This window comes from Pontibacter cellulosilyticus (genome assembly GCF_014306105.1).
In the GTDB taxonomy this organism is placed as follows: domain Bacteria; phylum Bacteroidota; class Bacteroidia; order Cytophagales; family Hymenobacteraceae; genus Pontibacter; species Pontibacter cellulosilyticus.
In genome coordinates this window covers 460,445-482,062 of sequence record NZ_JACRVF010000001.1, presented here as the reverse complement: position 1 = coordinate 482,062, position 21,618 = coordinate 460,445, and the positions used below count along the sequence as shown (strand labels likewise).

Genomic DNA, 21,618 nt, shown 5'->3' with positions numbered 1-21,618 from the left:
TTTAAAGTGTCTTTATAAGTTTTGCAGGGTTCCCTGCATAAATACCTGGCTTTGTAATATTTTTTGTCACAACTGCTCCTGCTCCTATTACAACATTATCACATATACTTATAGGAAGAATAGTGGCGTTGGTACCAATAGAAACATTGTTTCCAATCGTGGTCTGTCTCCATAAACTTTTATCTCCGCGTGCCGGTCCACCGGTAGCGAACAGATCATTAATAAACATAGCGCCATGCGAAACAAAGCAATCATCTCCGATGCTTACAAGCTCACAAATGAATGCATGAGACTGAATGCGGCAATTATTGCCTATGCGAACATCTTTCTGAATCTCTACAAAAGGTCCAATAAAAGAGTTATCCCCGATGGTACAGCCATACATATTCACAGGCTCCACTACCACTACATCTTTTCCGAAGTTAACATTTTTAATGCCTGCCTCTTTTTTTATGTATTTCATTACAGCTTTACGGCCTGGGTATATATTTTATCAATGATTTCAACTGTTTTCAGGCCTTCGAAGCCATTCGTGGCTATAATTCCCCCATTAGATAACACGTCCACCACATTAGCATATACTTTATCATGGTTAGACATGGAGCCAAAATACTGCCCGTAATTATTTGCCGGGTTCCCGGCAGGAAGATCCTTTATTTCGTAGCCGTCAATGTGCTGGTACTCCAGTTCATTTAGGTATTGACCACCAATTTTCACAGTACCTTTTTCACCAAAAATAGTAAGAGAACCTTCCATGTTCTTGCCAAAACTGTTTACGCTATAATTGATCGTACCAATTACACCGTTGTAGAATTGCAAAGCAACCACACCATTGTCGTCAAACTCGATGATGCCCTGGTGCCCAAAGTTACCTGTAAATGCCTGTGCACTTTTTACATCGCCAACCATCCAGTAAAGCAAGTCAATAAAATGGCTGAACTGTGTATAAAGTGTGCCACCGTCCAGGTCTTTGGTTCCCTTCCAGGAATTTGAGTAATACTCCGGATTCCTGTTCCAGAAGCAGCTTAACTGAATGCTATAGATCTTACCTAATCGGCCCTCATCTATCAGATCTTTTACCGCTGCCACCGGTGGATTGTACCTGTTCTGCTTCACGATGAAAAGCCGACGGTTTGCTTTCTCAGCTTCCTTTATCATCTCACCGCAGTCATGTACACTAAGGGCCATGGGTTTTTCACAGAGTACATGGCACCCTGCACGCAACGCCTGTATAGAATGGTCAGCGTGTAACCCATTAGGGCTGCACACTGCAACAACATCTATGTTTTCTCTTTCAGCAGAAAGCATAGCCTCTGCTGAAGAATACGCCTGTGCTCCATAAGATGTCGCTAACTCTTCTGCTCTGGCAGGTTCAATATCACAAACAGCAACAAGCTCTCCATTTTTTGAAATGTGCTCTGCATGGCGTTTGGCAATGCGGCCGCAGCCGATAATTGCAAATCTGATACTCATCTTAGAGGTTGGTTTTATCGGGAAAATTTAAGCAGCTTTCTGAACCGGCTCGTTTTTCTAAGCAGTTCCATGTAGCCCTCTTTCAGGTTACGATCAGTGGCAAACTCATTATGGCTTCGTACAGGCAGGTTCATTATGTTTTCGAATTCTTCTTCACTTAAGCCAAGCTTCTTTAACACATACTCCTTATCTGCTGCTAATTCCTGTTCAGAATACAAAGGACGTTCAAGCTCTTTTAGCGCTTCTTGCCTGGTTATTTGGCCGGAACAGATCAAAGAGGATAGATGCGCTCTTCGCTTATCTATATTAAATTTGCTTGGAAGAATGTAAGCTTGATAAAACTTAGTAAAAATAGATTCATAATGTTTCCCGCCATAGTCTCTCCAACCGAGTTCATCAGTAAGAATTTTTTTAGCTTCATCTTTATTATATGGAATATAATTTAGAATATTGACTGATTTGATACCTTTTAGTCCAGTAGCTAATGTATAGTCTAAAAAATTAAAAACTGGATATGTTCTTAATTTAATCGATCCAAAAGAATCATTTATTGCTTTTAAATTAATAGCATCATTTTTACTATATATCCAGCTATCTGGCATTATAGACTCAGTGGCTATATTAGATCCACTTAGTATATATTTAATACCATATTTACTTGCTAGCCTATATATTGTACCTGTAATGGCATGATCAGTAGGCACCTCTATATCTACAACCGAGGCTCTCAAATAGGCTAGTTGTAGAGACTTAAACTCTTCCCAATCTACTACTAGGGTATAAAGATCGAAATCTAATGTTGTTACAATATTCTGAATGTTTTTAACTGCCAATTCAGAATTCCAACCATTATCAAAATGCACAACCAAAGGACTCAAACCCAACTTTTTCGCCTGCAAGGCTACATAGCTGCTATCTACTCCCCCACTAAGCCCTACTATACAATCATATTTACCCTTTTTCTTTGATTTAATTTCTTGTATGGTTAACTCTAAATCAGAATACTCAAGAGCTTTCTCAGCTTTACCGATGTAGTCATTACAATGATTACAAAAGCCATTCTCATCAAAAAAAATACTACCATCTGATGTGTCCATAACACATCTTTTACATATTTGAGAAAATCCTGAAGTCATGTTAAATGCAAATTAATGGTTGAAGAATCTTCTCAAGATCCGCAAGGTTTAAAAAGATGTTTTTATTCTTATTGTCGTCTGAAGAACTATTATTGTTACCACACTCTCCAAAAAACAAATGATAACATAAATTTAACTGATTACTTAAAATCCAAAAACAGGTATTAATATAATCAGGGTGCTGGATATCAATTATTGTTGTTCCTGGTTTGCAAAATACAATATTACTAAATCCGCTACCATGTGGCCCTACAACTACATCTGCATTAGAGAAGAGATTAACCTGATCTGTAAAGGATAATTGTTCTAAATTAAAAATCTGAAAGTCTAATCTAGACAATAATGGCAGTAGTTCCTCCTCATTTGCAATTGTTCTTCTACCTACAATACCTCTGCTAATATAAACATATTTGCCAAATTTCTGCGTTTTGGTACTTGGTAAGAAGCTAGATCGCAGGAATTCGCATTGCCACTTATTGATTGTACCAAGAGTTGAAGGCAACGATGGCACCAAAAGATTTTCCGCTTCAATATGAAAATCCCAATTATTATTGCTCCTAATAAGTTTATTAAAATCAAAATTTAATAATTCCAGAGTCTCTCTTTGAAAAGGTAGATCAGTAAAATCCAGAATTATTCCATCAACTTCATCTAATGAAAACTTTCTTTGCAAAAGGAACAGTCTGGGAAGAACATCAAAAAGCCAATGATAATAAACATTACTCCCGCAAGTAGCTAAAACTGCAATCTTTCCTTTTTTAAATTCCTGTTTTTTTAAAAAGATTTTATTAAAAATCAGATGCGGTTTATCTTTATCTCCGAATTTCTGAGTTATATCTTTCAATAAATAATTAGAATAACTTACAACTGCTCCGTGTGCCCCCCAAACTCTGGCATTGGGTAGAGAAAGTATAAAGCTCGCTGGAACTATTCTTCTGGTAAGACTATGGAAAACACTTGGTAAACTGGAATTTACCGATACAGGTAGCCTCTCTTTAACTATTGAGGTTTCGCTAATAGATAACAATTTTGCCTTTTTAGCCTCATTTTTCAATAAATAGCGCTCTACAGTGATTTCACCATTTGGAGTCTGGACTCCATTAAAATTCCATTGTACATAACGGAAAAGTAGTTTAAGTACATTTTTTATCAGAGAAACCAATATTTGCATAAGACTAATCGAGCAAATTAAACAATTTAGATGCTAACTCAGCTTGATCAGGGTAATTGATTAACACAGCCCGGTGACTCCCATGGAAAACAAACATACTACCAGCTGCCACGGCAGAGGCTCCTACCTCCACAGCATTATAGAAATCATGTACAGAGCCCGCCCCTCCTGCTGCAACTATAGGTATGTTTACGGCATCAGCAACCCGCTTTATAAGTTCTGTATCATACCCATTCTGCTTACCGTCATTTTCTATAGAATTTAGTAAAATTTCTCCAGCTCCTGCATCTTCCAAACGTTTGGCATACTGCTCAGGACTTAAAGTTAATGCCTCCGATCCATTCATGGTGTATACCTTATACTTGCCAAAAAAATTTTTCTTCACATCAACTGACGCTACTATACTTTGGCTGCCAAAAATAGATGCTGCTTCTGAAACTAGGTCTATATTTTGATACGCAGCATAATTTAAGATTATTTTCTCTACCCCGGCGTAAAATATACTTTTAATTTCATCTAGAGCTGATATTCCTCCGCCATATGCCATTGGCATGAAGCACTCACTTGCCAAGGCCCTTATCCTTGCAAGATCAGGTTTACGCTTTTGCGCAGTTGCAGTTATATCAATAATGGCAATTTCATCTACCTCTTTGTCATTAAAGATTTTTACCGCATTTATTGGGTCTCCTATATACTTATAATCCTTAAACTTAACCGACTTAACTAATCCTTCATTATGAAGTAACAGTATCGGGATCACCCTGATTCTCCTCATAGTCAAAGCTAAAGCAATGTTGCAAAGTTATATAGCAATTTTAGACCAAATTTATGGCTTTTCTCCGGATGAAACTGAACACCTGCAATATTGTCTCTCGCAAAAGCTACCGGAAAATCATATCCATACTTTGCCTCAGCCAGTTTATCCGACGCACTTTCAAGTGCAAAATGATAAGAGTGTACATAATAGAATCTTGGCTGTTCTGGAATATCTGCAAACAACTTATGCTCTTTCAAAAATTTAGTGTCACCCCAGCCCATGTGCGGAATTTTCAAACTCTGGGGCAGCCTGGCTTTGTCAAACTTTACAGTATTACCCTCTATCCAGCCTAATCCAGGCAACTCGCCTTCCTCACTACCTCTTGTCATCAATTGTGCGCCAAGACAAACACCTAATATAGGCACCTTATCCTGTAGTACTCTCTTTTCAAGTATTGGTAACAGACCTGAATTAAGCAGATGATGCATCCCATGATCAAAAGAGCCTACACCTGGTAAAATAAGTTTCTCAGCCCCTTCAATTACTTCAGGTTCACTTGTAATAACAGATGCAACACTCGCTTTCTTAAGCATATTATTTAATGAGCCTAAGTTTCCTATTCCGTAGTCAATGATGGTAATCATTAATTTAATATCTCATTATAGTGTTCTACCAAAGAGCCAACAACAGCATTGCTACCATATTTTTCAAGGCAGCATCGTCTAATCTCATGGCTATCATATTCTGAGATACTATGATACATTTTTTTCATGGCATATATGAGCTCTTCTTCTGAATCTGTTGGTATCAACATACCATTATACTCCTTCACTATTGATTCTGGACCACCACACTTTGTTGCAATTACTGGTTTACCACAAGCTAGTGCTTCAATTAAGACTACACCAAAAGTTTCATAATTACTGGATAATACAAACGTTGAACAGCTTAAAAGTTCATTGAGAACTTCTTCTCGTGATAATCTTCCTAAAAAAATAATGTTAGAAGTTAGGCTTAGCTCATTTGCTAAATATATCAGTTCCTCATAAAGTGGACCGTCACCAATGATTTTAAGTATGGATTCCGTATATTTACTATGAAATTTAGCAAAACTTTTTATCAAGAGCTTATGGTTCTTATTCTCATCAAGTGAAGCTATATTCAAGAAAGTAAAAGTCTCTGTTGGGCGGAAACCAATGTTGTTATCGAGTGTTTCGAATAATTTATCTATTATATTTGGCACAATAGCACATGACCTGTCAAGCGCATATTGGCTTTCTAAAAGCAAACCTAACTGCATGCTAACAGCAATAACATTTGAGCTATTATTATAAGCACTTTTTATCTTATCAACGTAAGCTGAGGGGATTAAATTTCTTGCATGTTCACTACTGTGCTCTGTAATCACAAAAGGTATATTGTAATTATTATGAAACATGTTAGCAGCAATTCCCGCAAAATGAGCATTATGAGCATGAATGATATCTGGTCGGCCATATTCTGAAATGTATTCTTTAATCGCCATATCAAAAGTATGACCCCATGAATATAAAGTATAATCGTTGTTAGGGTAAGGCCAATAAAATCCAGTTGCACGCAAAACGTTATACTTAGCGCTCTTTTCATGAATGAAGTAAATGTTTCTGCCTAGGGCCTTAAACAGGAGCTTAAACAGCTTTGCCAATGGTAAAACATAGAGGGAATTTGTGCCTTTCAATAAAAAAGCCTTATAAACAATTGCTTTGCATATCATGAATATAGAATACCTCAAGGATACCCCTATTACACCAACTTTCACTCCATAATCAGCTAAAGCCTGAGCTTGGTCTCGTTGAAATATGCCTAATAAATGATTGTCTTTGGGTAAAAACTCTTCAGACGGAACAATTAAGATATGCATGTATCCATTACTTTATTCTTTGCACTACTAATTATAATTTAAATATCCTTTTTACGAGCCTTTTTAGTTTAGCTGTTCTCAGTCTCCTGAGTATATCACTTCTGAGTTTCTCATCAAGTGGACATGCTTTGTGAGTAAGTGCCTCATAAATCACTGCATGTCTTAATTGGTCATATTTTCTCGCGTAGACAGTTTTCGATTCTTGTCCAGAGTGTACTCTGTCCCATACAAGATCTCTGGTAAATTTAACCATTGGAAAGTTTCTGGCTAGTATAAACCAAAGCTCATTGTCTCCTATCATTCTTTTTCCTGAAAAGCCTCCAACGGAGTTAAAGGCATCTAGCCTTATAATCGATGAACCAGGAGCTCTATCAAAATGTCCAAAGCCACTAAAGTGCTCGCGGTAAGCTTCAGCTGAAGATAGAAGTACTGGGTAAGGCTTTTTGACTTCACCTTTAGAAGAAAGGCCAAAACCTGCACTAGGGAATCGCTCCATACATGACACCATTACCTCCAAGCCATGAGGATAAATAATATCGTCTGAATCAAGATATTTAATATACTTTCCAGTAGCGAAGGTGGCCGCTTTATTTCTATTAGGATAGTCACCCAAGTTTACCTCATTTTCAAACACCTTTACCCTATTATCAATTGCGGCATAGGTTTTTGCAGTTTGTACAGTTCCGTCATTCGACTTATCGTCAACAACTATTAATTCGAAGTTTTCATAAGTAGAAGCTAACACACTTTCTATAGCTTCTCCAATATATTCTTCCCTATTATATGACGTCATTAAAACACTAATAAGAGGCTTAACTTTCATATTAAAGTTATAGGTTTATTAGCCTGTGGAACACTTTTACAATAAAAATCATGTTGTTTCTCAAGCTCTTCATCACCTCTTGATAGCGCTTGATTAAATATAAAAACAGAAGCCTCTGAAGCTTTTCTATTGTTATAATTAAATATTAACCAATTATATTTTTCGAGCCAACTAATGTTTTGCTCTTTAAGTAAAATCTTTACATGCCTTAAAGTAGTTAATAAACCATTTTTTGGTAGTTCCGGTCTGGTACCAAATATTTTATACCTGTGATATAGTTCAGTAAAGCTTCTTCTAAAAGTATAATCAGGAGTCTCGTAATGGTAATGGTAAACCCTAGCATTTGTATTATACACAATACTATACCCAAGCTTTAATATGTCATGAGCCCATAGTGCATCCTCAGCAAAACTAACCTCTCTGAAGGGGTGTTTTAACAGAATTTCTTTTTTATACATCGCATTCACATTATCCCACCCACATAAGGATTTTCGTTCATTTGGAGATAAAGACAAGAATTCCTGCTCTGATTTAAAATAGACTTTGCGCTTACCGGGAGGTGAAATCGGTCGGAACCATTCTACAGGATTCGTCCGTAGATCATGCGGTACTACCTGTTGTCCACAGACACCTGCAACCGAAGTGTCATCAAAACCATTTAACAAATGCTCCAACCATTTATTATCAGTTGGCTTAGCATCCTGTACTGTCATGACGACAAACTCTCCTTTTGCATATTCTACACCCATATTTCGTGTAGTACCATGATTAAAATTTTCAGGAGAAATAGATATTAACCTTACAGAATAATTAGCTAAGATTGATAAAGTATCATCAGTAGATCCAGAATCAATAACGATAATCTCTGTTCTATTAGCTAATGTTTGATTAAGTATTGATTGAAGTAACTTATCCAACCAGGCATCTCCATTTTTAACAGGTACAATAACTGAAATAAGAGGTTTATCACTTGATTTCATTCGGCATTAGTAATTTATAATTATCAGTTCCGTCACTTTTAAGGAAAACATCTCTTGTTACTTCTAAATACTTTCGTCCCCACTTATGACATGGTTCCAGATGGTTTCCTTCCGCCCATTCATTCCATGCATTAATGAATATGAAATTTTCTTCATGCCCAAACGGTTTAAACCTTTCCACTTCAAAACTAAGCCATTCTTTATATATTTCTGGGGAAGAATTTATAAACATAAAAGCACTACTCTTTTTACGTGCAGTATTATCCCACATAGGAGTTATACCTGGATAGACTTTGTAATCTGCTGACTTTAGCTTTTTAGTAAAATTAACATAGTCTTCATAATCTATCCGGTTTGTTAAACCTGAGATCTTTTTGTTTCTCCTTTCACGCGTAGAAAGAGCATATTTTATGAACCAACTACTTAATTTGTTATTATAATGCTTTCTAATTAAATGGTCTTTATAAGCTTTTAAGTTAGAGCTAAAGGGTTCAAACCGAATAGCCGCATCAAATCCATCTTTTAAATAATCACTACCACTTTCTCCGAAACTCTCTATACGACAAAGGTAAAGTTCTAATCCAGCTTTAACTGCTTCATTTCGCCATCGTTTAATTGTGGCGGCTACATCAGGAATCTTGTTGGATCTGTAAACTGAAAAAACAGGTTTCCCATTTACCTTTATATATCTCGGATCGTTAAATGTAGGAAGCAATGACTTTATATGAGCAATATCATCCTGCGCAGAATACTTCTGCTCCAACAGAACCTCGTTATCACTCCCATCCCATATTCTCGTCCAGTTTTCATTTGCCCAGCAGAGCATAAATGGAAAATCAGGTTTACCTGATTCAAGAATTTCTTGGAATGGTCTCTCAAGTATTCTTCTCCCATTAAACCAGTAATGATAATAGCAAAAACCATAAATCCCGTGCTCCTTTGCTAATAAGGCCTGCTGCTCACGTACCTCTGGCAGCCTTAAATCATAAAATCCTAACTCTGAAGGTAAATGAGGTTGATAGTGCCCTGTAAAAGAGGGTTTAGCCTTTGACACATTAGTCCATTCGGTAAAGCCTTTACCCCACCACATATCATTCTCAGGTATTGGATGAAATTGGGGAAGGTAAAATGCTATTGGCCGTAACATATATAGAGCTTTGGTTGTGTTAGTGATAAATCATATAGTTATATGATCTTAAAATTTAGATAGCTTAAAGGTACAACTTTAAAATCAGGAGCTATGACCTGAAATCCGTATTTGTAGCTACAGCTTCTTTAAAATCAAAGTGTATTTACTATAAGTCCAACTTATTAATTTTTTAAAGCGCATAAACTTTTGTAGTTTATATTTTTGAAGTAAGCTTTCAACAAAGCTATCATATAATGCTTCTCTCTGTTCTGCACTTAGATTTAAACAATCTTGATTATGAATAAGTCCTTTTTTATATAATAACTTTTGATCTAAGAAAGCCTCAACTGCAATTGTAGTACCCTTATTGTCAGCACCTACAAAATTATTACAATGCTGCCTGTAACCTACTAGGGGTTCCTCAACATATTTAATTCCCCCATTATTGTATGCCACTAATGCTAGCCACCAGTCATGGTAAGGCAAATGAGTAGGAAATGGCAAAGCTTTTCTTTTTAAAGAAGATCTAAATAAACAAGTACATCCTGTCACATTATTTATACCTTCAAAATACTTTTGAACAGGTTGATATAAGTCTTTTTTATAATACTTTGTAAAAGATTTGTGTGTGAGAACTCCAACCTCGTTAATTAAAAAAGCATCTGAATGAACTAAAGCATGTGAGCCTATTTGCTTAACCAGCACCTCAAGCTTATTTTTAGCCCATATATCATCTTGATCAGAAAGAGCTATAAAGTCTCCAGTAGCAGATTGTATAGCTCTTTCAAAATTGTAAACGAACCCAAGTCTTTGTTTATTGATGTATATCTTTATCGGTATATTGGTTTTTATTCTCCTGATAATTGCTATGGTATTATCTGTTGAGTTATCATCAGAAATAATTATCTCATAAGGTGGAAAGGTTTGATTAATTACAGAGTTTATTTGCTGCTCTATGTAATCTTCTCCATTGCAAGTTGCTATACATACTGTGATTTTATGGTCCGACATAATTTTATACTCTGTTATATTATCCTCATTAGAGTTGCTTTGCTCAAGAAATGAGGAATGATTGTAATTAGGTACTATAATAGAAACCACGATTGAATCCGATAATAGTAAAGTAAATTAACTTATTTCGTTGGCATAAAAATGTTTTAAAGCTTCTTCAACCTTCTCAGGTGAACTGTGTTCCAGAATCAATGGCTTGACTTGAGTAACATACTTTTCATATGAGGTTTTATTGTCGAGACTCTTAATAGCCTTCACAATGTTTTCTCTCATATCCTCATAGGTTACAAAAATGGTTTCAGGTAAAGAGCCACTATCAAAACTTTTGGGGAAGAATATAGAATTATAAACACTGAATCCAACACCAGATTTTACAAATGCTCCGGCAAAATAATTATCAAAACCTTCACCAAAAGAAATGCTCCATTTAGCTCTTTTCTGAAGTAATTGAAAGTCACTAAACGCCATATTAGTAACTTCTATACATTGTAATCGAAGCTCATCATTCAACATCTTTACAATTTCCATTTTATAAGGATTCGGGTCAGGAGAAATTATACATATATTCTCTTTTTCTTCATAACAACTATTTTCTACTGTATAGCTGTAAAACCAGGCACTTATAAAATATGGCTTCTTGTCTAAATACTCATAGATATTTTTTGTATTTGCCTCAAATGCTAAAGTCATTGTTAGCGAACAAAACATCCTTTTATTCGCCTCAATTAAAGCCTTTGAAGGTATAAGCTGCTCGTTCTGATTAAGTATATTTACTCTAATCTTTTTTGCTAATTCAAAAAGTTGATGCTCTTTTATCAATTCACAAAATAGGTTGAAAAATACCTCAGGAACATGTAATAAAATAGTATCCGCCTTTTGAAGACTTTTGTTTATATAATATAAGTTATAGATAAACCACTTGTTTTCAAACCAGGCAACCCTAGTGTAACCAGGTAACTTTGACAGCGTAACTGGAAGAACAACCGCATCTTCCAAGATCTTCTCAGATTTATCAATAATAAAATAAATAGAAAGTATACCCCCCGCTTTAACGTCCTCGTCAGGATGCATAAAAAAAAGGACCACATTCTTATTGCTAAAACTTTGTCTTTCTAAACCATATAGATAAAACCTGTACTTCAGGTACAAATACATTGTAGTAGAAACACGTGAAATTTTCTTTATAGCTCTTATAAACACACTTGCTAATTTATGAAATATCAACTTTTCCTGTCCTGTTCCTACCATTGATGTACGGCTCTATCAATAAATATCTAAAGACTATACAAAATACATGACAGTTTCAAATACCCCTTGTGTATAGTGTCTTAAGAAAATCTTATAATCACTTCTGATTTCATTTACTAGCTTAGGTATTTTAATAAAGTCATCTTGATTATGATAAACACAGATTGCAAGTACAGGTTTAAATTTTGAAATAGTATTTCTAGCACCCTTAATAGCTTCGAACTCTGCTCCTTCTATATCTAACTTAATTAAACTTACTTTCTCTGAAACAGCTTCATCTATAGAAACTGTAGAAATAATGATCGCTCCCTCATTAGAGAACTTGCTTGCTGAACTAAGTGTATTATCGAATTTAAAAGCTTTTGTAGTACTCCAAAGTCCTTTTTCATAAAAATGAAGGTTAGGTAAACCCTCTAGGCTAGCTTTTGCAATAGGAATAATTTCTGTATTTGGCTCAAAGAAGTGTATAGATTTATAATTTGGATATAGATTAGCAAAGAAACGTGATGTTTCACCATCAAACCCTCCTCCATCAACAAAAACCGGCTCATCATCTAAGGTATAGAAAGGTTCAAAATACTGTTCTTTAATTCTAAACCTGAAGCTTTCAAGGCTCTTAATATTTCTATTAAGTCTGAAATCAATAATATTTGCCAAGGTACTTTTTGATTCCACATCATAGAGCTTATCATATAAGCTCTGATAATCTTGGCTATTCCCAATTATCGTATCTGTATTATTTAAAAAATCAATCTCTTGTAATTCTTCTGGAAATGCTAATTGTAGCTCAAAGTAATTAACAATATTATTGGGGTGTAAAGAGACAAGCCTGCTGTAAGCATCTATCGTTCTTCCTTCCACTACACAGTTAATTAAACATTGTCCTGACGGAACTTCAGATGATGAAAACACTTCTGTGTTTTCATAATTACTCTGGCTGTAGTCGTTAATAAAGCCTATTACAGGTATGCCCCTCTTCTGGAGCCAAGACTTTGTATAATTCCCGTACTTGTTCGTTCCAAGAATATAGACACCATTTTTAGCAATTTCTAAAAAATCACAGCCCTTTTTTATAATTGTTTCTCGTTTATCCTCAATAAGCATACATTCTGATTTACAAAGTTAAACTCTGAATAGCATCTACATCAAATACTGGAATATTACATTTCGATTTAACGATCTTACGTTCTTTAAACGCATTATCTATAAAAATTGCATCACGCTCCTTAACTATACAATCTCCTTTACATTCATTTTGCTTCAAATGTATAATTTCATCAAATAAATTGTACGCAATTCTTTTCTCACTCAAAGTCTTTGTCAAATCTTTTTCGTGTCTAGTAATCAAAACAACCTTTATTCCTTGTTCAACACATTGATAAAGGAATTTTAAAGCATGAAAATTGACTTTAGAGTTGACAATAATTGTATCATCAAAATCAATGTAAACTGTAGTAAAATATAAATGTTGTATAAATCTTGTATATAAGCAGCGATCTAACACTATTTTATTTTCGTTATACAATATTTCTACATCTAAATCTGCTGCATCGAAAACACTCAGCAATGGGAAATTAACTCCGAGTTGACGATATAAGGACATAGTACCAGCACATCTTGTAGAAACTTCCAGAAGCTTGAATTGCTTCTTACTGTTCTGCTTTAACTGAAAGAACCAAAGTCCCCTGAAACTTAATTTATTATTAATAGAAGTAGCAATATGACTGACTTCACTAGTCAATGGATAACTTTCAGAATGGAAGGAAATACCCATTTTGATACGCTCTCTTGTTCGAGGGCCTATAAACCTTAATTTTCCATGCCTATCTGTAAAGCAGTCAACTGTCAATTCAAGCCCTGGTAAATACTCATGAATTAAAAAGTCGTCCTGATGTTCTGAATAAAAATTTAATTCACTAGAGCTATTGATGATAGCAGTACCTTTTGCCCCTTCCCCTATATTAGGTTTTACAAAAACGGGATAGGTTATATCTTGATTAGACAAGTCAAAAGATTGGGGTATAAAAAATTCATCTTTAAACAGAGCAAAAGTTTTGCTTTTTTCTCTACAGATTAGGGCTGTTTCATAGTCACTACAAATTATCTTCGCATTAATTCTCTCTCTATTCTCTGAAAAGAATAATGCAACCGTATCATGTGTTGGAAATATAAAATCAATTTCATTGTCAGCAATAATCTTATTGAACTGCTCAATAAAGTTAGGATCAAATATGTATGGAAGTCCCCCAATATACTTCTCAAAAGCAAACTTTCCATGATCATCAATGCTTGAAGCTCCGGCAACATCAATTAAAACATTCGATTTCAGAGCCTCATAGATCTCAAGTGCGTTTTCTGCACCACATGGAAATACTAATACATTATATTTTTTCATTTAAAAAAGCATACACTATACCTCAAATTTTCCAATAATCCTACATATATATATAGTACATAGATTGTATTATAAAGAGCAAATTGAATATGATTCTTTCGTTTAAGTACAGTATTTATTCATTCCAGTTAATTCTCTTTTATTTAAATTAAATTTGGCCAATTAACGAGAAGTTTACAGATATCCGAAGAACATTTCAAAATACTTGTTACTAACGCATCTGATGCTGATAAATATATAATACTTACAGTAACTCTTTGACTTTATTAACTAAAAACTTCATATCATTCAGATTATATCTATGATCTATAGGCAAAGGCAATAGCCTTAATCCTAGTTCTTTGTCAAAGCTATAACCAGAACAATCTCTATTAGAAGGATCACTCCACAATGAGGGAATAAATAAGCCATTGATATAAAGCTTATTTTTATCTAATATTCGATTTGGCAAAAAAGGATAAGTAAATGGAACAGTTTCAGCATCGATATCAATCTTTAGCTCGTTTAGATGCCCAAGTTCACTTTGTATATAATTAAAGTTATCTAAACGTCTTGATTTTACTTGTTCATAATTAACAAGTGACAGTAATCTTTCTGATACTATAGAAATAGAATTAACTTCTGAATTCAATGATTTTTCATATTTATCATATTCCTCATATGATTTCTCTTGACTGCCTAATAGTCTCAATAAATTATGGTTTAAAGAAATATCTTTGAATCTATTTAATTTAGGATATATTGGGCTGGGACTGTATAAATAAGCACCATCTGGAACTCCAAAGTATTTTCTTGCAGAGGTAAACGACCAATTATGCTTATATCCCTTATGAAAAAAAAGATGAGTATTATCTACAATTAATTTATCTCCATAGATTTCCAATAACTTATTTACTGTATTAGATTTTATTCCAAAATAGTTGATGTAAAGAAAATATTCACCTGCCCTCAAAGAAGGGGTGACATTAGGATCAAGAGATTTATCTAACCCATAGAACTCCAAACTAACCGATTCAAGATGAAAAGGATCATACAAAGCATTACAAGTAAAGAAAGGAACATAACACTTAGATATATCAATGTTCTTCAACATGAGACGCAAACAAGCTCTGCCTGTAGACAATGCAAGTGCGGTAGGATGATATGTTGTTGTGGAACCTGGAAGTTCTAATTCAAAAAATCCACCTATTGGTTTCATTACTTTTATTATACTTAATCTAGGATGTAAAAAACTGCCTTATTGCACTGCAAATGCATTCTATATCTTCTAGTGTTGTATCTTGATGTACTGGTAGATTTAATATTTCATTAGAAATCTTAAATGATAGGGGAAATTCCTCTTCGTTTATTTCACTAATCAAACGATAATAAAGAGCAATAGTAGGAATCTCTTTATTCATCAAATAAAAGTAAAGCTTTTCCCTCATCCCATTTTTTACTTTAATTGGAAAATTATGAGGTACTTCTGCATCTTTGAGAGTATACAAAATTTCTATACCAGGAATGTTTTGAAGCATAGATTGGTATTTTAAATAATTAACTTTTCTTATATCAGCTACAGCCTGTATATCAGTTATAATGTATTGTTTTAGCACAGATTCATCTATCTGCTGCTCTTCTGAGACTTCAGCTAATTGATATATAGGATTGTTAACTTGTAAAATACCACCTGAATTCGTAGCTAAATATTTATGTAAAGAGTAGAAGCTAAAATCTCCAACTATACCTAATTTTTGATTTGCAAGACCTAGCTGAAAAGCATGAGCACAGTCCTCAACAAGTAATACATCATTCTTTTTACACAGCTCGGATATTTTAATAACATCATTCTGGCATATACCGAAATAATGAATAACAAGAGCAACTTTAACATACTCACTCTGTAACATTTCATCGAATTTATCGAAATCTACAGCTAACTTTTCATCTAGAGGATAAAATTTGAAGAGCGTGTTAGTCTCTGATATAGGATCAAATACCCCTGATCCCTCACGCTCTGTAAATCCGATATATGAAGGAAGCAATACACAGTATGGCGGCTGAATATTTATTGCTTTCAATAAATGTCCCCAAGCTACTCTTGCAGAGGAAGTAAACAATAAGGTTCGTGATAAGCTTTTGCAATCCGTTGGTGATTTTGTGATCATAAAGTACTATAAACAGTTATTGTGTGACTTATTTGAATAAGGATCTATAAACTTTATATCATCAATTAATTGATTGGCACTACTAATATCATTAAACATTAATACATCAATTATAGACAAGCCACCCTCAAATGAAGGTCTTTTTTGATTATATGGAGTTACTGCATTCTTAAGGAATGATAATTTAATATTAGCAGCTTTAAATTGTTGATCACTAAAAATATTAACACCTCCTGGTGGATTTATATATGTATCAAAATTTAGAGCCTTAGTTATATGTAAAGCCCATTCACCAGGATGGCTAACAGGCTCTATCTCTAATTCCATCTGGCTAAATATTTTATAATCAAAAGGGATCTCCAAATAATTACAGGTGACCTTTAAAATATTTGCGTTTAGATTTACTATACTGTCAGTATTAATATTTAAACCTGCCTTTACTAAATCAGTTACTTGATTAAAATAGGGAGCCCTTTTTTTGTAATGGTCTAGCTGTCTTAATATTTTATCTCGCCAATCAACATCATTTTTTATAATAATATCTTTTATTGGTGTATCACGGGAATGCTTTTGTAGTGGTACCGAAATGTATTGCCAACCCTCGCCTGGTTTCAAGATTCTGTTTCGCTCTATCCAACCATGTCTAATAAATTGAACAACATCAAAGATGATCCACTCATCGGTATGCTTAATCAAGCTATAATATCCTACATATGGGAAAAAATAGGGCTGCATAATGCCAATACTTGCCATATCAGTTATTTTGAACCCTTAATAAAATTCTTGCTATCATTTCCTGTTCTACATATGATAAATCATGAAATAACGGCAAACATAAAATTGTTTTCGCTATTTTTTCTGATTCATGACATTCATTTGAAGCTACGTAGTTAAGCGTATTTAGAGAAGGATAAAAATATCTTCTGGGATATACATACTGTAAATTAAGGGCTTCTACAGATTTTAACAGCTGTTCCTCTGTTTCAAATACAATAGGAAAATAAGATCCATTGTATTCTTCAGTTCCATTAGTAATAGTAAGAAACTGGACCTTCAAACCTGATAAAAGATTTAAATAGTTATTCCATTGCTCCTTTCTTCTTGATCTTAAGATGTCTGCATATTTAAGCACACATAAGCCCATCGCAGCATGAAACTCTGAATTCTTTGCATTTATTCCAACGCCATCAAAACTTGTAGGTGTGATATGTCCAAAGTTACGTAGCAATGCCATTTTCTTTAAAAGTGCTGGTTGCATGGTAAAGACGGCACCACCCTCACTTGTATGAAATAATTTTGTAGCATGAAAACTGGTTGTACTTATGTCTCCATAGGTGAAAATTGATTTTCCTTTATAAATAGTACCAAAGCAATGAGCTGCATCATAAATAACTTTGAGGCCATTCTTATTTGCGACATTCTGTATCTCATCAATTGCACATGGATTTCCAAAAACGTGAGTTGCAAGAATTGCTGTAGTTGATGGAGTAATAGCGGCTTCTATTTTGTAAGGATCTATATTGAATGTAAAGGGATCTATGTCCACAAATATTGGCTTACATTGCTCCCAAACAATTGATGAAGTGGTAGCAACATAGGAAAAAGGTGTAGTTATTATCTCACCCTTCAATTCTAATGCTTTGATCGCAATTTGTATTGCGACAGTACCATTACTTAAAAATAATAGATGTGGTACGTTTAAGTATGCCTTCAGCTTTAGCTCAAGTTCGTTTAGTAAAGGCCCATTATTTGTGAGCCATGCTCTCTGGAAAATACTCGATACATATTCCTGATACTCTTCAATAGGCGGCAGAAAAGTCTTTGTTACATTGATCATTATCTGTATCTAAACCTTTTGATTATTGTATGTAACCTCCCACGGTAAATTATAAATTTTCAACACTCCTTCTTTCCCCCCTTGCGAACCTAAATATCCTCCTGAATCAGGTAGCACCTCAAAAGATAATGTATCATTCCATTCAGTTAATATATGGCCACGATTCTGAACAAATAATAATCGGCCAATTGTATAAACACCCTCATTAAGAATATTTGGAGGAAAACTCGTCTTAATATTCAGTGTACCCTTTTTGTAAAATCTAGGCTCATGAGATGCACCAGTAGAACCTACATATACTAGAATTCCTCTTTCATCAAATAAGTGATAAGTAAAATCTAACTGCTGTCTCTCATCAATTAAATTCAGTATTGAAAAATTAAGAGAAAAACCTGTATTAGTAGTGAAGAGACCAGAAGGATTTATTTCATTTACAACTTTTACAGATAATAACTTTGCATAATGATTGCCTGGAGCGCTTTCCGCATCAAAAGTTTTTGATAAAACCATCTTACTGGAGTTGCTCAAATAATATTGTACACTCTCACTCACAGTACCACTTTGTACTAACCTGCCATTTTGCAACACTATTCCTTTTGTACACAAATTTTGAACGGCCTCCATATTATGGCTAACAAACAGAACTGTTTTACCTCCTCCCCTGCTTACATCCTGCATTTTACCGATAGCCTTCTTCTGAAACTCCGCGTCACCAACTGCTAAAACTTCATCCACAATTAATATTTCAGGGTCTAAATGAGCAGCTACAGCAAACGCTAATCTCACACGCATTCCAGAAGAATAACGTTTAACAGGGGTATCTATGTAACGCTCAGTACCTGAAAAAGCAACAATTTCATCAAATTTAGAACGGATCTCAGCCTTTGTCATACCGAGTATGGCCCCATTCAGAAATATATTCTCCCTACCCGTGAGTTCTTCATGAAAACCTGTACCTACTTCCAGAAGTGAGGCAATCCTGCCTTTTGCTTTAATACTTCCTGTGGTAGGGGCAGTAACCCTGGATAACAGCTTTAGTAAAGTAGATTTTCCGGCACCATTTTTCCCAATTATACCTAGCACTTCTCCTTGCTTTACCTCAAAATTAATGTCGCGCAATGCCCACACATAATCACTGTTGCCTTTAGTGCTACGATCATTTGTTTCACCGATTCTGAGATAAGGGTCTTCCTTGCCTCTGATCTTGTGCCACCAGCGGTTTATGTCATGCGACAGAGTACCTGTACCTAACTCTCCTAACCTGTACTGCTTTGAAAGGTCTTCTACTTTAATAACTGCCATCCTCATAAAACATTAAACAGTATCCATAAATGACTTTTCAACTTTATTAAAAGTAATTATTCCCAGCGACAGGATAGCTAATGCAAAAAAGGTAGAATAGCCAAGGTAGAGCCAGCTAAACGTTCCTTCTCCTAAAAATGCATATCGGAACAATTCAATTATACTAGACATCGGATTAGCCAGAATAAGCAATTTATATTTTTCAGGTAAAGTAGATAACGGATAAATAACTGGAGAGGCATACATTGCTAACTGTACTCCAAATGTTATCAGAAACTTTAGGTCACGGTATTTGGTGGTCATGGCTGATATAAGCATTCCAAAACCTAAACCAAGAGCCGCCATTAAGAGCACCAGATATGGCACTAATGCTATTGCCCATGTTGGCTGTACTTTAGAACCGGAAAACATGAAGAAAGCCAACAAGAGAAGGAACAACATGAACTGTACTCCAAACTTCAACAGGTTAGAGACAACAATGGAAAGAGGCATGATCAACCTTGGGAAATACACTTTCCCGAAAATATTTGCATTTAAGGTAAAGGTATTAGAGGTTGCAGTGAGGCATTCAGAAAAGTAGTTCCAACCTACGATACCAGCCATATAAAACAATAAGGGAGGGATACCATCAGTGGAAATGCCAGCAATCTTACCAAATACAATGGTAAACGTAATGGTCGTAAATAAAGGTTGGAGGAAAAACCAAATTGGGCCAAGTATAGTTTGCTTGTATACAGCAACAAAATCGCGGCGTACAAACATTTGCAGCAGATCACGGTAACGCCATACCTCTTTTAGCTGCAAATCAAAAAGACCAGAGCTAGGCTTGATGACCAACGTCCAATCTTCTTCATTCTCTTTCATTAGGGTGTTGGTATTCATAGTTTTGGAAAAAATACACCTCAAAAGGTTCTTAAAAATAATGAATCCTTTTGAGGTATATAAAAAAGTGCAGCTATATTTTTAGAATAAAAGCCTATTCATGATAATTCAGGATGCGGTGTCCGCCTTCCATCAAATAAGTGTCGCGTTTGAACAGCTCTAGGTCAGACTGCATCATATCTTTTACGAGGGCTGCCAGATCATACTTAGGTATCCACCCAAGTTTAGTATTTGATTTAGTTGGGTCGCCGATAAGCAGTTCTACTTCTGTTGGTCTGAAGTAATTTGGATCTACACAAACAACTTCTTTGCCTATCTCCAGCTGGTACTCCGGATTATTACAGGCTGCTATATAGCCTTTCTCATCGACTCCTTCGCCTTTGAATTCAATCTCAACTCCAACTTCCGCAAAAGACATCTTCACGAAATCGCGTACGGTGGTGGTTACGCCTGTAGCAATCACAAAATCTTCCGGCTGGTCCTGCTGCAAAATCAGCCACATAGCCTCCACATAGTCCTTTGCATGTCCCCAGTCGCGCTTTGCATCCAGGTTACCCAGATAAAGTTTGTCCTGCAGATTAAGAGCAATACGTGCAGCGGCACGGGTTATCTTACGGGTTACGAATGTCTCGCCCCTTAAAGGAGACTCGTGGTTGAATAGTATACCGTTGCAGGCAAACATGTTGTAGGCCTCACGATAGTTTACCGTGATCCAGTAGGCATATAATTTAGCTACGGCATACGGAGAACGTGGGTAAAATGGAGTTGTTTCAGACTGTGGTACTGCCTGCACCAAACCATATAGCTCTGAAGTAGATGCCTGGTAAATCTTTGTTTTCTCGGTTAGCCCAAGTATACGAACAGCCTCCAAAATACGAAGCGTACCAAGTCCATCTGCATTAGCTGTATACTCCGGTGTATCGAAGCTTACCTTAACATGACTCATAGCTGCCAGGTTATAGATCTCATCTGGCTGCGTTTCCTGTATAATGCGGATAAGGTTTGTAGAATCTGTAAGGTCGCCGTAGTGAAGCTTAAAGTTGATGTTCTTTTCGTGCGGATCCTGATACAGGTGATCTATACGATCGGTGTTGAACATGGAACTTCTACGCTTTACACCGTGTACTTTATATCCTTTGCTTAAAAGTAATTCTGCTAAATATGCTCCGTCTTGTCCTGTTACACCGGTTATAAGGGCTGTCTTCATTGTAATGTCTTTAATAAATAAAGGGTTTATATATTCAGATGCTTATACTTCTTATTTGAAGTTAGGTTTCTGATTCTTTTTTTAATTATATGTGCGTCTCTAACCCACCCCTGGCCCCTCCGAGGAGGGGAATTCGCTATTTGTCATCTCGACCTTGGAGAGATATCTTTATAGAATATCTTCTGGGCAAATTCTATAGGTTTCGCGGTGCTCGAAATAA

General features: G+C 35.4%; 21 protein-coding genes. All 21 read right to left on the bottom strand.

What is annotated here, in order from left to right:
* Window position 1 precedes the first annotated feature (1 nt).
* Entirely contained in the window at window positions 2-463 is a 462-nt protein-coding gene (locus tag H8S84_RS02075; RefSeq protein WP_187065618.1) for an acyltransferase, read from the bottom strand.
* Window positions 463-1,473, bottom strand: a complete 1,011-nt coding sequence (locus H8S84_RS02070) for a Gfo/Idh/MocA family protein (protein ID WP_187065617.1) — start codon at window positions 1,471-1,473, stop codon at window positions 463-465. Before H8S84_RS02070 ends, H8S84_RS02075 begins: the two co-directional genes overlap by 1 nt.
* A gap of 14 nt (window positions 1,474-1,487) precedes the next feature.
* Window positions 1,488-2,609 carry an N-acetyl sugar amidotransferase gene (locus H8S84_RS02065; RefSeq protein WP_187065616.1) on the bottom strand — a complete coding sequence of 374 codons (1,122 nt, stop codon included), beginning with the start codon at window positions 2,607-2,609 and terminating at the stop codon, window positions 1,488-1,490.
* Window position 2,610: 1 nt separating this feature from the next.
* Window positions 2,611-3,780, bottom strand: coding sequence for a glycosyltransferase family 61 protein (locus H8S84_RS02060; RefSeq protein WP_187065615.1), 1,170 nt, complete (start codon window positions 3,778-3,780; stop codon window positions 2,611-2,613).
* Between the two features lie 4 nt (window positions 3,781-3,784).
* A complete protein-coding gene (locus H8S84_RS02055; RefSeq protein ID WP_187065614.1) occupies window positions 3,785-4,555 on the bottom strand; it encodes an AglZ/HisF2 family acetamidino modification protein in 771 nt (256 codons plus the stop codon).
* Window positions 4,556-4,563: 8 nt separating this feature from the next.
* Complete coding sequence (gene hisH / locus H8S84_RS02050) at window positions 4,564-5,181, bottom strand: imidazole glycerol phosphate synthase subunit HisH (protein WP_187065613.1); 618 nt, start codon at window positions 5,179-5,181, stop codon at window positions 4,564-4,566.
* Window positions 5,181-6,437, bottom strand: coding sequence for a glycosyltransferase (locus tag H8S84_RS02045; RefSeq protein ID WP_187065612.1), 1,257 nt, complete (start codon window positions 6,435-6,437; stop codon window positions 5,181-5,183). Before H8S84_RS02045 ends, hisH begins: the two co-directional genes overlap by 1 nt.
* Before the next feature lie 31 nt (window positions 6,438-6,468).
* A complete protein-coding gene (locus H8S84_RS02040; protein WP_187065611.1) occupies window positions 6,469-7,260 on the bottom strand; it encodes a glycosyltransferase family 2 protein in 792 nt (263 codons plus the stop codon).
* Window positions 7,257-8,240 carry a glycosyltransferase family 2 protein gene (locus tag H8S84_RS02035; RefSeq protein ID WP_187065610.1) on the bottom strand — a complete coding sequence of 328 codons (984 nt, stop codon included), beginning with the start codon at window positions 8,238-8,240 and terminating at the stop codon, window positions 7,257-7,259. The genes H8S84_RS02040 and H8S84_RS02035 overlap by 4 nt, the downstream gene beginning before the upstream one ends.
* A complete protein-coding gene (locus H8S84_RS02030) occupies window positions 8,227-9,387 on the bottom strand; it encodes a glycoside hydrolase family 99-like domain-containing protein (protein ID WP_187065609.1) in 1,161 nt (386 codons plus the stop codon). The genes H8S84_RS02035 and H8S84_RS02030 overlap by 14 nt, the downstream gene beginning before the upstream one ends.
* A 117-nt stretch (window positions 9,388-9,504) precedes the next feature.
* Window positions 9,505-10,380 carry a glycosyltransferase family 2 protein gene (locus H8S84_RS02025; RefSeq protein WP_187065608.1) on the bottom strand — a complete coding sequence of 292 codons (876 nt, stop codon included), beginning with the start codon at window positions 10,378-10,380 and terminating at the stop codon, window positions 9,505-9,507.
* 117 nt (window positions 10,381-10,497) lie between these two features.
* Entirely contained in the window at window positions 10,498-11,628 is a 1,131-nt protein-coding gene (locus H8S84_RS02020; protein WP_187065607.1) for a hypothetical protein, read from the bottom strand.
* A gap of 33 nt (window positions 11,629-11,661) precedes the next feature.
* Entirely contained in the window at window positions 11,662-12,732 is a 1,071-nt protein-coding gene (locus H8S84_RS02015) for an FkbM family methyltransferase (RefSeq protein WP_187065606.1), read from the bottom strand.
* 10 nt (window positions 12,733-12,742) lie between these two features.
* The gene (locus H8S84_RS02010; RefSeq protein ID WP_187065605.1) at window positions 12,743-14,023 is read right to left on the bottom strand and encodes an ATP-grasp domain-containing protein; all 1,281 of its coding nucleotides are present in this window, start codon (window positions 14,021-14,023) and stop codon (window positions 12,743-12,745) included.
* Window positions 14,024-14,267: 244 nt separating this feature from the next.
* Entirely contained in the window at window positions 14,268-15,221 is a 954-nt protein-coding gene (locus H8S84_RS02005) for a hypothetical protein (RefSeq protein ID WP_187065604.1), read from the bottom strand.
* Between the two features lie 19 nt (window positions 15,222-15,240).
* Entirely contained in the window at window positions 15,241-16,170 is a 930-nt protein-coding gene (locus H8S84_RS02000) for a DegT/DnrJ/EryC1/StrS family aminotransferase (RefSeq protein WP_187065603.1), read from the bottom strand.
* A gap of 6 nt (window positions 16,171-16,176) precedes the next feature.
* Window positions 16,177-16,923 carry a WbqC family protein gene (locus tag H8S84_RS01995; protein ID WP_222621551.1) on the bottom strand — a complete coding sequence of 249 codons (747 nt, stop codon included), beginning with the start codon at window positions 16,921-16,923 and terminating at the stop codon, window positions 16,177-16,179.
* A gap of 1 nt (window position 16,924) precedes the next feature.
* Entirely contained in the window at window positions 16,925-18,007 is a 1,083-nt protein-coding gene (locus H8S84_RS01990) for a DegT/DnrJ/EryC1/StrS family aminotransferase (RefSeq protein WP_187065602.1), read from the bottom strand.
* 9 nt (window positions 18,008-18,016) lie between these two features.
* Window positions 18,017-19,315 carry an ABC transporter ATP-binding protein gene (locus tag H8S84_RS01985; RefSeq protein ID WP_187065601.1) on the bottom strand — a complete coding sequence of 433 codons (1,299 nt, stop codon included), beginning with the start codon at window positions 19,313-19,315 and terminating at the stop codon, window positions 18,017-18,019.
* A 6-nt stretch (window positions 19,316-19,321) separates the two neighbouring features.
* Entirely contained in the window at window positions 19,322-20,191 is an 870-nt protein-coding gene (locus tag H8S84_RS01980; protein WP_230407017.1) for an ABC transporter permease, read from the bottom strand.
* Window positions 20,192-20,285: 94 nt separating this feature from the next.
* Window positions 20,286-21,398 (bottom strand): GDP-mannose 4,6-dehydratase, encoded by a 1,113-nt coding sequence (gmd, locus tag H8S84_RS01975; RefSeq protein WP_187065600.1) that lies wholly within the window; start codon window positions 21,396-21,398, stop codon window positions 20,286-20,288.
* Window positions 21,399-21,618 lie beyond the last annotated feature (220 nt).

What these genes read in the sequence shown, in the direction of transcription:
- H8S84_RS01985 (WP_187065601.1), bottom strand. Translation starts at nt 19,315, where the DNA reads ATGAGGATGGCAGTTATTAAAGTAGAAGACCTTTCAAAGCAGTACAGG.
- H8S84_RS02020 (WP_187065607.1), bottom strand. Translation starts at nt 11,628, where the DNA reads ATGGTAGGAACAGGACAGGAAAAGTTGATATTTCATAAATTAGCAAGT.
- H8S84_RS01980 (WP_230407017.1), bottom strand. Translation starts at nt 20,191, where the DNA reads ATGAATACCAACACCCTAATGAAAGAGAATGAAGAAGATTGGACGTTG.
- H8S84_RS02060 (WP_187065615.1), bottom strand. Translation starts at nt 3,780, where the DNA reads ATGCAAATATTGGTTTCTCTGATAAAAAATGTACTTAAACTACTTTTC.
- H8S84_RS02005 (WP_187065604.1), bottom strand. Translation starts at nt 15,221, where the DNA reads ATGAAACCAATAGGTGGATTTTTTGAATTAGAACTTCCAGGTTCCACA.
- hisH (WP_187065613.1), bottom strand. Translation starts at nt 5,181, where the DNA reads ATGATTACCATCATTGACTACGGAATAGGAAACTTAGGCTCATTAAAT.
- H8S84_RS02045 (WP_187065612.1), bottom strand. Translation starts at nt 6,437, where the DNA reads ATGCATATCTTAATTGTTCCGTCTGAAGAGTTTTTACCCAAAGACAAT.
- H8S84_RS02040 (WP_187065611.1), bottom strand. Translation starts at nt 7,260, where the DNA reads ATGAAAGTTAAGCCTCTTATTAGTGTTTTAATGACGTCATATAATAGG.
- H8S84_RS01995 (WP_222621551.1), bottom strand. Translation starts at nt 16,923, where the DNA reads ATGGCAAGTATTGGCATTATGCAGCCCTATTTTTTCCCATATGTAGGA.
- gmd (WP_187065600.1), bottom strand. Translation starts at nt 21,398, where the DNA reads ATGAAGACAGCCCTTATAACCGGTGTAACAGGACAAGACGGAGCATAT.
- H8S84_RS02025 (WP_187065608.1), bottom strand. Translation starts at nt 10,380, where the DNA reads ATGTCGGACCATAAAATCACAGTATGTATAGCAACTTGCAATGGAGAA.
- H8S84_RS02055 (WP_187065614.1), bottom strand. Translation starts at nt 4,555, where the DNA reads ATGAGGAGAATCAGGGTGATCCCGATACTGTTACTTCATAATGAAGGA.
- H8S84_RS02010 (WP_187065605.1), bottom strand. Translation starts at nt 14,023, where the DNA reads ATGAAAAAATATAATGTATTAGTATTTCCATGTGGTGCAGAAAACGCA.
- H8S84_RS02015 (WP_187065606.1), bottom strand. Translation starts at nt 12,732, where the DNA reads ATGCTTATTGAGGATAAACGAGAAACAATTATAAAAAAGGGCTGTGAT.
- H8S84_RS02000 (WP_187065603.1), bottom strand. Translation starts at nt 16,170, where the DNA reads ATGATCACAAAATCACCAACGGATTGCAAAAGCTTATCACGAACCTTA.
- H8S84_RS02035 (WP_187065610.1), bottom strand. Translation starts at nt 8,240, where the DNA reads ATGAAATCAAGTGATAAACCTCTTATTTCAGTTATTGTACCTGTTAAA.
- H8S84_RS02065 (WP_187065616.1), bottom strand. Translation starts at nt 2,609, where the DNA reads ATGACTTCAGGATTTTCTCAAATATGTAAAAGATGTGTTATGGACACA.
- H8S84_RS01990 (WP_187065602.1), bottom strand. Translation starts at nt 18,007, where the DNA reads ATGATCAATGTAACAAAGACTTTTCTGCCGCCTATTGAAGAGTATCAG.
- H8S84_RS02075 (WP_187065618.1), bottom strand. Translation starts at nt 463, where the DNA reads ATGAAATACATAAAAAAAGAGGCAGGCATTAAAAATGTTAACTTCGGA.
- H8S84_RS02070 (WP_187065617.1), bottom strand. Translation starts at nt 1,473, where the DNA reads ATGAGTATCAGATTTGCAATTATCGGCTGCGGCCGCATTGCCAAACGC.
- H8S84_RS02030 (WP_187065609.1), bottom strand. Translation starts at nt 9,387, where the DNA reads ATGTTACGGCCAATAGCATTTTACCTTCCCCAATTTCATCCAATACCT.